7 protein-coding genes and 1 riboswitch are annotated in these 9,992 nt (G+C 41.6%); of the genes, 1 reads left to right on the top strand and 6 read right to left on the bottom strand.

The window, feature by feature from the left end:
- Positions 1 to 4: 4 nt before the first annotated feature.
- The 6 genes from cobJ to JI665_RS22350 all read right to left on the bottom strand — a co-directional run bounded on the left by cobJ (position 5) and on the right by JI665_RS22350 (position 8,818).
- A complete protein-coding gene (gene cobJ / locus JI665_RS22375) occupies positions 5 to 1,627 on the bottom strand; it encodes a precorrin-3B C(17)-methyltransferase (protein ID WP_206844326.1) in 1,623 nt (540 codons plus the stop codon).
- 233 nt (positions 1,628 to 1,860) lie between these two features.
- A riboswitch (cobalamin riboswitch) is annotated at positions 1,861 to 2,039 on the bottom strand.
- Positions 2,040 to 2,230: 191 nt separating this feature from the next.
- Positions 2,231 to 3,448, bottom strand: a complete 1,218-nt coding sequence (locus JI665_RS22370) for an MFS transporter (RefSeq protein WP_206844323.1) — start codon at positions 3,446 to 3,448, stop codon at positions 2,231 to 2,233.
- A 492-nt stretch (positions 3,449 to 3,940) separates the two neighbouring features.
- Positions 3,941 to 5,347, bottom strand: a complete 1,407-nt coding sequence (locus JI665_RS22365; RefSeq protein WP_206844322.1) for an amino acid permease — start codon at positions 5,345 to 5,347, stop codon at positions 3,941 to 3,943.
- A gap of 87 nt (positions 5,348 to 5,434) precedes the next feature.
- A complete protein-coding gene (locus JI665_RS22360; RefSeq protein WP_206844319.1) occupies positions 5,435 to 7,069 on the bottom strand; it encodes a M20 family metallopeptidase in 1,635 nt (544 codons plus the stop codon).
- A gap of 50 nt (positions 7,070 to 7,119) precedes the next feature.
- A complete protein-coding gene (locus tag JI665_RS22355; RefSeq protein ID WP_206844315.1) occupies positions 7,120 to 7,923 on the bottom strand; it encodes a dimethylarginine dimethylaminohydrolase family protein in 804 nt (267 codons plus the stop codon).
- A 40-nt stretch (positions 7,924 to 7,963) separates the two neighbouring features.
- The gene (locus tag JI665_RS22350; protein ID WP_206844562.1) at positions 7,964 to 8,818 is read right to left on the bottom strand and encodes a dimethylarginine dimethylaminohydrolase family protein; all 855 of its coding nucleotides are present in this window, start codon (positions 8,816 to 8,818) and stop codon (positions 7,964 to 7,966) included.
- Between the two features lie 177 nt (positions 8,819 to 8,995).
- On the opposite strand from JI665_RS22350, the gene JI665_RS22345 reads away from it, so the two are divergent.
- Positions 8,996 to 9,733 (top strand): IclR family transcriptional regulator, encoded by a 738-nt coding sequence (locus tag JI665_RS22345; protein ID WP_197205412.1) that lies wholly within the window; start codon positions 8,996 to 8,998, stop codon positions 9,731 to 9,733.
- Positions 9,734 to 9,992 lie beyond the last annotated feature (259 nt).

The following is a 9,992-nucleotide window of genomic DNA, read 5'->3' as shown; positions in this document are numbered from 1 at the left end:
CCTCCTAATCCCCGCATGGAGCCGGCTCTACTTCGATCCTGGAGCTCATATCCTGATAGGTAAAATACTGAATTTTTTTCACGCGCTTAAAATATTTAAAAAGCCGTTCATTTGGATGCGCATTTTCCTTGTATTCTTCGATAATCTCCTTTAATAACGGCACCAGCTGATCGGGCTCAATTCCCTCTGCCACCGGCTGGGCAGCATGGGCGGTCCGGCCAACCGGCTTTGCCCCGATAAATAAATCAAACTTCTTCTTTCGGTAAACAATGCCGATATCATCAAATACGGCCCGATAACAGGCCATACCGCAGCCATTAAAGCCAATATGCAGTTCCTTTGGAAGCTTTAAGCCTCCGAGTTCAGCTGCAATTTCCTCTGCATACGGAATGGATTCTGCCTTCTCCCCGTAGCAAAAATCGCACGCTTTTACATTTAGCACATCACCCACCGGCATGACTGTCAGATCGTGCTGTTTGAGTTTTTCCACAATCGACTGTGGCCGCCCGGTTGGAATCTTGATTAAGAATCGGTGATCCGGTGTATATTCCATGGTGCCTTTCTCGCCAACAGCCTCTGCCAGTACACGCATTTGGTCAGCTGTAATAAATTTATTGGCTACACCAGGCGAAACCGCAAATTCAAAAATATCTTCGATTGGCTGCTGCACCAAATGTGTTTGGTCAATCTCCGATTTCGTCACCATCGATAATGCCTTAAAAGCCATATCCAGTGAGCTGTCTGCTTGTTTTTTGCTTTCAATCTGCTCGTAGCCGGCTTGGGCTTCCCCGGTTTCCTGATTTAATGCCCATGGCTCCGCTTCCTTTTTTAAACGCTGATGCGGCTTTAAGGTTTGCTTCTCTTCCCCAAGCGTGTACTTGCGCTGATAGCCTCTCGGCGTAATGATCTTGTTGTCATAAAAGAAAGTGGAGGAATTCCCGATCACAACTGTTGTCAGCATGCCTATATCGTGATCAAGCATTTCCGCCAGTGTCGTCAGAATGACATTCTGATTTTCACGGTAAGCACTTTTCACCAGCCCCACTGGTGTATCAGGAGAACGATATTTTAATAGAATCCTTTGTGCCTCGACAATCTGGCGTGTCCTTCTGCCGCTTTTCGGGTTATATAAAGCAATGACAAAATCCGCCATCCCGGCTGCTTCAATGCGCTTTTCGATCACCGTCCAGGGTGTTAAATGATCGCTCAGACTGATGGTGCAGGAGTCATGCATGACAGGTGCACCCAGTAAGCTCGCACATGAATTAATTGCAGAGATGCCAGGAACAATTTCCACTTCGATTCCTTCTTCTTCCTTCCAGCCCATTTCGATCAGCACTTCATACACTAGGCCGGCCATGCCGTATACACCCGAATCACCGCTCGAAATCACGGAAACAATTTGGCCGGCTTCCGCCCGTTTCACTGCATCCTGCGCACGGGATACCTCTTCAGTCATCCCTGTGCTGACAATGGAACTTGCTGTTAAGAATGGCATGATCAGATCAACGTATGTTTTGTAGCCAATAATGCAATCACTCTGCTGCAGCGCATCCACAGCCCGTTTGGTTATATGCTCACGATCGCCCGGACCAAAGCCGACAACAAAGATTTTTCCCTTCTTCATAGACTAGCCTCCAATTAAGAAATGCACATGCGCCTTGCCTGCTGCCGTACTGCTCGAGCAGGAACTCTGCGCCAGACCATTCTCAAAGTTCAATGCTTCTTGCCAAATAAAAAATGCCTGCACTCCTTTTCAAAGGAATACAGGCATATGAAATGACAGTATAAAAATTAGCATACTGAAACTCAAAAACAATTGATCATAATTGTCCCGCCTATACTTCTCCCTCCGAAAAGCAAGTGTCGTTTAAATAAGCAGGTTTCCTGACTTAAGCTTCTTCTTACTCTTACACCTTCCCGATTTCTCAGTGGCATTGTAATTTCATCAGCTCTTACAGTAGCGGGGGCTGTACCAGACTTTCACTGGTTTCCCTTTTACCTCACCAATAGTGAGCACTTATTCAAATTGATATATTAATTTTTTACTAATATAACATATAATGACCAAATTTGACATATTATTTTTTTCTTAATTTTTTAAATGCTATGTTAATGCCTTTGACTTTTAGATATAGGAATTGGTAAAAAGAACTTATATCTGCTATTCAGGAGTTAATTTTTGCTGGGATATAATTCACAAAGTTAGACCAAATAGATGTTGTTTAATTTATTTAAAATGACCGATTGTCCCTTTGACATTATTAAAATCATGCCGTTTATACTGGACCATAGATACAATGCCAAGAATTGGTCCAACCGCTAAACAGGCAAAGACCCATTCCCAGCCAACTAACCTCTGAATAATAGGGATTAAATTTATAGAAAATATAGTAATCAGGAAACCAATGCACATTTGAAAAGTCAGGGCTGTTCCTACATACTCAACTTCTGCAACTTCTGAAACTGCGGCAGAAAACTGTGCAGAATCAGCGATGACAGACATTCCCCAAATGATAGAAAGGAGTAGAGTTAACCAAATATATTGACCAAAAGTAATGCCAATCAAGATACAGCAAATGGCACTGATACACATAGAAATAATCGTTAGATTTGCTCTTCCAATTTTATCTGAGACTAGCCCGCCTGCTACACAGCCAATCCCCCCTGCAATTCCGATAATAATAAAAGAGGACAATGCAATGAACCAGGGAGGAATCCCTGGAGAATAGCTTGTAAAACTAGCAGTCAAAAAGATAGGAATCCACGTCCACATCGCATACAATTCCCACATATGCCCAAAATAACCGTAGTTCGCAAGCATTACTGGTTTATTCGAAACTACCTTTTTTATTAATTTAAAAGAGAAAGGTAGTTTTTTCGTTGTTACTGGAGCATCTGTTAAAACCCAATTGACAATTACAGCTGCCAGGAGAGCCAATATTGAACTGCAAATAATCACTAATTGCCAATTTAAAGAAGAAGAGAATATAACAATAAAATGTGGCAAAGAGGACCCTAGAGTTAAGGCGGCTATTAAGATACCAACAGCAAGCCCGCGTTTTTTCGGAAACCATTGAGATAATATTTTAACAGCTGTCGGGTATACACCAGCGAGTGATACACCGGTTAATATCCTAAGCATAATACCGAAAAAAGCCTGATCTGCCAATAAAAGCAAGGCATTCAATAGCGCACCCAGAAACGCTGAAACGGCAAGAACCTTTCGGGGATTAAAACGATCTGCTAACCCAAAATATGAACTAACTAATGCACCCATTACAAAGCCAATTGGGACAGAAGCAGACAGCCATGCTTCTGAGCTGGAGCTAAGATTCCATACTTGAATCAGTTCAGGGGCTATAACAGAAGCACTAAACCACAAGCTTAATGCGCATAATTCAGCTAATCCAATCCATCCTAACGCTCTCCATGAACCTGGAATCATAATATCCCTCCCTTAAAATAACGCGTAATATTATAATTATTCAGAATATAACAGTCTGTTCTCCCATAAAATAGATTTATTTTCTAGAATATCAGATTAACTACCATTCTTTCCACATCATCTTCTTTTTCGTCTTTATTCATCCAGATTAACTACCATTCTTTGCACATCATCTCCTTTTTCGTCGATATTCATCCAGATTAACTACCATTCTTTCCACACTATCCTCTTTTTCGTCGATATTCATCCAGATTAACTACCATTCTTTCCACACTATCCTCTTTTTCGTCGGTATTCATCCAGACTAACTACCATTCTTTGCACATCATCTTCTTTTTCGTCGGTATTCATCCATTCAAGATAAAGAATATTAAGGTTTTTGGTTTTTTATAAGATTAAGATAAAGCAGTAAAAAAACCGGACTGCCAAATGGCCATCCGGTTAATCCAGGTTTATAGTCACACCGAAAAATACAAATGTCTGCGATTGCTCTCATGCACCTATTTCATTATTTGAACTAACTTTATCAGTTTTCCGATTTTTGAAGTAATAGAATAGATAGCTGACAAGCAGGAATCCTATTCCGATAAGCAGTCCTGCCAGCTGAGTTGGGTCAAAGGCCAGGAATACCAGGATAGAGACACAGAATATAATACAAATCAGCGGGATGATTGGGTAGAATGGAACTTTGTATTTTAGATCCTCTGCCTTTCCGCCTGCTTGTATATACTTACGCCGGAACATGAATTGAGAGAGAGCGATTCCCATCCATGAGATGGTGACAGAAATACCAGCAATGGACATTAATAACACAAACACGGTTTCAGCTGCAAATACGCTTGTGAGTAATGATAAAAGGGAAAAAATCATGGTGAATACTAGAGCTGTGAAAGGAACCTTTCGTTTTGAGAGTTTTCCAAAAACTCCAGGTGCCATTCCATCATGGGCCATCGCCCAAAGTAAGCGGGTCGAAGCATAAATACAAGAGTTTCCTACTGATAAAATAGCTGTTAAGATAACAAAATTCATGATATCAGGGGCAAATGGAATTCCAGCCAGGTCCATTAAGGTTACAAACGGGCTTTCTAATATCCCGAGCTCCTGTGTTGGAAAAATGGCGGATAATATAATAATAGAAGCAATATAAAAAATGATGATTCTAAAAAGGACATTTCGAATCGCACGAGGAATATTCTTTTGAGGCTCCTCGCTTTCACCGGCCGCAATTCCGATTAATTCTGATCCCTGATAGGAAAAGATGACATTCATCATCGTTACAAACACGATGGCAATTCCAGCAGGGAAAAGGCCTTTAGGAGCTAAATGTTCCATGTATGGCGCCGGCCTGTCCGCCAGTGGTATAATGCCCAGGATGGCACTGAAGCCAATAATAATAAAGAAGATCACAGCTACCACTTTAATACCGGAAAACCAATATTCCGCTTCAGCAAAGCCTCTTGTTGTTAAGGCATTCAGTGCGAACAAAAGAAGGATGAATATGGCACACCACACCCATACGGAGATATCCGGAAACCAGCGTTTCATCAAAATTCCGGCAGCCGTAAATTCTACTCCAGCTGTTGTGGCTGAACCAATGAAATACATCCAGCCTAACGAGAAACCAGCCGAAGGACTAATGAATTTACTGGCATAAGTCTGGAACGATCCCGTAACAGGCATGTACACAGCAAGCTCCCCCAGGCAAACCATGACAAGATACAAAATGACTCCACCGAATAAATACCCGATTAAAGCCCCTCCTGCCCCCGCTTGATTGATCGTGTAGCCGGCGTTTAAAAACAGTCCAGTTCCTATTACTCCACCCAAAGATAACATAAATAAATGACGGCGCTTCATAGACCGGTTTAATTGATTCTTCTGACCCTCTTGCTCAACCATCTAGATCACATCCCTTAATTAAATTGGCATCAGGCACATTTGGCTTGCGCGAATTGTCCACGTTGAATGGACAAGATCACCATTTTGTCAACTAGCTGCGCCTGACACCATTAGGTCCTTTTTTGCCAGCATTTTGACCATCCCTTCAACAAGGGCAGGTACTTCTTCGAAGGCGCTTTTGATGTGGAGGCGTTCGGTTCGTTTGTGAGCGTCTTTTCCGAATGGGCCTACGTTTAGTACCGGTGCCTGAAGCTGTGTCATTTCATCGAATGGAATGCTGTAGCTGCTGCCCCAAACCGGCGTGTTTTCTTTAAATACGATCCAGCCGTCACCTGTATCCTGATAATTGACATAGCTTAAATCGCTAATTCCATTAAAATAATGAACTTGGTTAACAGGGAGTCCAAACTTTTCAAAGCCTTTTTGTTTTACATATTCAATGCATTCTGTGACCAGCTCATCCTCAGAGGAATTGACTGCCGGATAATAAGGCGGTGCATAAAGCAGAATAATTGCAGGTGTCAGCTCCTGACACTGAATGATTAAGGCATCAGCAATTCGGATAGATTTCTCCCGGTCATCCCATTCCGCTTTTTTCTGTACCAAGTCTTTGATGCCCGCAACAAAATCTGCACCAAATTTTCGAACGGCATGCTTTTCCAGTTCTTCATAACGCAGCACCCGCACTTCTCCGATGGGAGATACATTCCGTTCACTGCAGATTTCTTTATAGGCTTCGTTGCAGGCGTGAGCGGCATTTAGCGCTACCTTTTCGAATATATCCATGATTTCCCCGGCATTCCGTTTCATTAAAAATACATTGTACAAAGCCGCTGAACGATAAGGTGTTTGTGCGGAATACTCCAGACGAAGATCCTTTTGCTGCAGTGTCACCGGAAGCGGGGTTTGCTCTCCCATTTCCGTTTCCTGCAGTGTTAAATTCCACTCCATTCTTTGTGTTAGAAATGAGGCAATATAAGGGGCTGTAATGCCGCTAAGCGGTTCCCCCACATGCGTTTCTTTTCCATAAAAAAGAGCGGCAGGCATGATTTTGCCAATAGAGCCTGAATACACATAATAGTTCCTGTCACCCGGTTCCTGCGTAAATACCGGTTCCCCGTTCAAGAAAAGCTTATAGGTGAGCTGATGTTTTTCCTTCAATTCTAAAAGTTTCTGAACCGCTGCACGCATACCGGAAGAGTTAACTTCTTCATCCGGAACCGTCAGCAGAATAAGATTAATAGGCCAATGTTCAACAGCAGCTTTTTCTAATAATCCCATATGCATGACAAGCCCCATTTTCATATCCATCGTGCCCCTGCCAAATAAGAACTCTCCCGAGAGAAGATCCTGCCTGGCTTCTTCCGGCAGCTCATCTGCCCTGGAGTGAAGCAATTTCGTCAATTCCTCCGGGAGATGCGCGTACTCCTGAAGATCACCATATTCTTCGGTATTTACTGTATCAAAATGGCTGATTAACACGATCGTTTCCGTGGCATCAGGGTGTTTATATAAAGCGGATACAAACCGACGGCCAAAATCGGCATCATGGAGCCCCAAGTGATCAGGATTCTCCCGAAAATAGGTTAACTCCTTGAGCTTCGCTGTCACTTTAAAAGGAAATTTACGCTCTCCATCCGTAAGTGTCATACTTTTCCAGCTTACTACTTCGCACAATAACCTGCGCAATGCATCTGGGGTTCCCCACCTTAGCTGTGTCATAACTAAACGCTCCTTCTATGCAAAATAAAACGACCCTTTTTCAACTAGTATTAAAAACGAAGTGACAAACAGCTTAATCCCCCATCAAGTTTACGGAACTCAGATGTATCAAGTTCAATCGTCTGGAAGCCGGCTTCATTAATTTTTTGCTTTGTTTGCGGGTATCCGGACGGGATGATGATATAGTCATTGACGCGAATACAGTTTGCTGCATATTCCTCTTCCGGAGGAACAACAATTTTTTGATAGGAATTAAAATCCGGGTGGTCTACAAATTCTCCAGCAACGACAATCGTTTGATTGCCTATATATGCTATTCCGGTTTTCAGGTGGAAGAATTTTTGTAATGGAACGATGGTTGCATTATAGCCTTCGGATTCTAAAATTTGCTTAAGCTGTTCGGCGCCTCCCTGGTTTGTCCGGGCAGAGATCCCAATGTAAAAATGATCTTCGATTTGTAAAATATCGCCGCCATCAAGTGTGCCAGGCGCTTTAATATAGTAGATCTTATCAAAGAAGGATTTGATTGCCGGCTCTATTTCGTGAATTTCGCCATTTCTTTTTTCCGCACCAGGGTTAGAAATAATTGCAAAATCTGCAGTTAAAACAGCTGTATCTTCTACAAAGGTAGAGTCCGGAAATTGATCATTGCTTTGAAGGACAGTTACTTCTGTACCGCATGCTTTAAGTGCTTCAATATAGGCATCATGCTGCTCTAATGCTTTTTCTAAAATAGGTATTCCAAGGTCAGAAGTTGTTAATCCATTGATAAAAGTTGAGCCGGGTCTTTTTACAATTGTGTTATGAAACATTTTTGCAGCTTGTGCTGATTTTGTTGCTGATTCTCTTAACATGTGTTATTCCTCCATCATTTTTCTGATTTGTAAGCTTCGGTTAAATACGTTCTACTGGGCATGTGAGGCATGTTGGTCCTCCAGTGCCTAAATAAGAAATTTCATTACCTTCGTATTCATAGACGGTCGCCCCTGCATCCAATAGTCCCTGTTTGGTTTGAGGATTTCCGGAAACCATGACACAAATGCGCGGTGCAACAGCCAGCACATTACAGCCGAGCCGCCGGTATTCATCGTCCGGTACTTCAACCAGATGGAAACCGCGTTTCAGAAGCATCTGTCTTAGAAATACGGGCATAAGCCGTGAATACACCACAGCAAGATTTTCATCTACGATGCTTATAAAAGACATAAGGTGAAGACATTCCTCTTCTCCCTGATCATGCGGGAGCGGGACAACTATACATTCATCAACTATCTCTTTTGTCATTTCTTTCATTTGGCGAATCGCCTCATCGTTTGTTCGATAACCGCGTCCAATTAATAAAGTGCGGTCATCCAGCCAAACAAGATCTCCCCCGTCAGCTACAGCATCACCAGTTAATTCTCCCAGAATCGGGATATTTTTTTCCTGTAAAAATTCTTTATAAATTTCTGCTTCAGGCTGGCGTAATTTTTTCCCTGATTTTAAAATCATTGCGCCTTTTTTCGTAAATTTAACGGGATCATGGGCATAAAGCGAATCCAGCCCCGCCTTTTCTGAAACCGGCAGAAATTTAATATGGCCGACATGCTTCTTGATTATGGATAGAAACTGTTCGTATTCCTGCTGGGCTTTCAAATAATCCGGCTCGCTGATATAGTTAAACTTTTTCCACTCACTTCTTAAATGCTCCTGACTGATAAAGGCTTCTTTTGGATGCTTTAATATGACAGTTTTTAGCTTTTTGTACATTGAAGTCACCAATTGGCTTAACCTCCTTTTTCCACATATCGGAATAGGTTTCCTCTGACAGGAAAACTTATAATATGATATTATAGTGATAGATTCTTCATGTCAATATATTTTGAATTTACTGACTAATTTATTTCAATACACTTATGTAAATTAAAAGGAATGGAAGGATAAAAGATGCAGACAATCGATCGCGCCATGCAGGTAATCAAGGTTTTGTCTAAAAATGATACAAGAATGTGGATTTCCATTACAGATTTATCAAAGGAATGCGACTTGCCTGTCAGCACACTTCATCGCCTCCTGCAATCCATGAAGCAGCACGGGCTTATTCAGCAGGACCCAGATTTGAAATTGTATTCCATGGGTAACACCTGGTTAGAATATGGACTTAAAATGTATGACACCTTTGATTTTGTTGGACTGATTCGCCCAGAGATGGAAAAATTAATGCATGAGGTGGAGGAGAGTGTGTATTTCAGCAAGCCTATTGGATTAGAATCACTTGTAGTTGAAAGAATTGATTGTCTCAACAATCCGATTCGAATCAATGATCAGCTGGGGATTCGTATCCCGCTGAATATTGGGGCAGCCAACAAAGTGCTGTTAGCTAATATGCCAAACTCCGAGTCTGTTAAAGTTATTAATTCCTTAGTGCCATCTGAGGAAAGAGATTCGTTTATAAAACTATTGAGCAAAGTTAGAAGGCAGGGCTATGGGGAGAGTCATGGCGAACAAACGCCTGGAACCTCATCTGTCGCTGCGCCTATTTTCGATCACGCCAATGAACTCCTGGGAGCCATAAGCATCGGATATGTTAATTTCAATATCACAGAAGAAAGACAAAACTGCTTAATTGAAAAAGTAATCGAGTACGGTATGCGAATCTGCAATAAATTAGGCAGTAAAAACTGAGGTAATTAAAAAAGAGTGCATTTTAACAACAAGGATTAGGAAGAAAATTGTCCTTAAGTCTAAATAACAATAAAAAAAACGCAAGGTTAAAAATTGCCTTGCGTTTGAAATGTATATTAACCAGCAAATTAGTTACCTGTTCAACCCAAAAACACTTAAGAAAACCATTACATAGATTCAGACTTTAAATAGTTAGAAATGAAAAAATGCATCCTTCACACTGTACCTTTCTAGTCTCTTGCATATATACTAGTATCCG

Source organism: Bacillus sp. NTK034 (genome assembly GCF_017303275.1).
Taxonomy (GTDB): domain Bacteria; phylum Bacillota; class Bacilli; order Bacillales; family Cytobacillaceae; genus Cytobacillus.
Note: the sequence above shows the minus strand (reverse complement) of the source record. Positions and strands in the feature narration are given on the sequence as shown.

Bases quoted from the DNA above. Each gene is read 5' to 3' on its own strand.
- JI665_RS22365 (WP_206844322.1), bottom strand. From the start codon at position 5,347: ATGGTTGAGCAAGAGGGTCAGAAGAATCAATTAAACCGGTCTATGAAG.
- JI665_RS22350 (WP_206844562.1), bottom strand. From the start codon at position 8,818: ATGTACAAAAAGCTAAAAACTGTCATATTAAAGCATCCAAAAGAAGCC.
- cobJ (WP_206844326.1), bottom strand. From the start codon at position 1,627: ATGAAGAAGGGAAAAATCTTTGTTGTCGGCTTTGGTCCGGGCGATCGT.
- JI665_RS22360 (WP_206844319.1), bottom strand. From the start codon at position 7,069: ATGACACAGCTAAGGTGGGGAACCCCAGATGCATTGCGCAGGTTATTG.
- JI665_RS22355 (WP_206844315.1), bottom strand. From the start codon at position 7,923: ATGTTAAGAGAATCAGCAACAAAATCAGCACAAGCTGCAAAAATGTTT.
- JI665_RS22345 (WP_197205412.1), top strand. From the start codon at position 8,996: ATGCAGACAATCGATCGCGCCATGCAGGTAATCAAGGTTTTGTCTAAA.
- JI665_RS22370 (WP_206844323.1), bottom strand. From the start codon at position 3,448: ATGATTCCAGGTTCATGGAGAGCGTTAGGATGGATTGGATTAGCTGAA.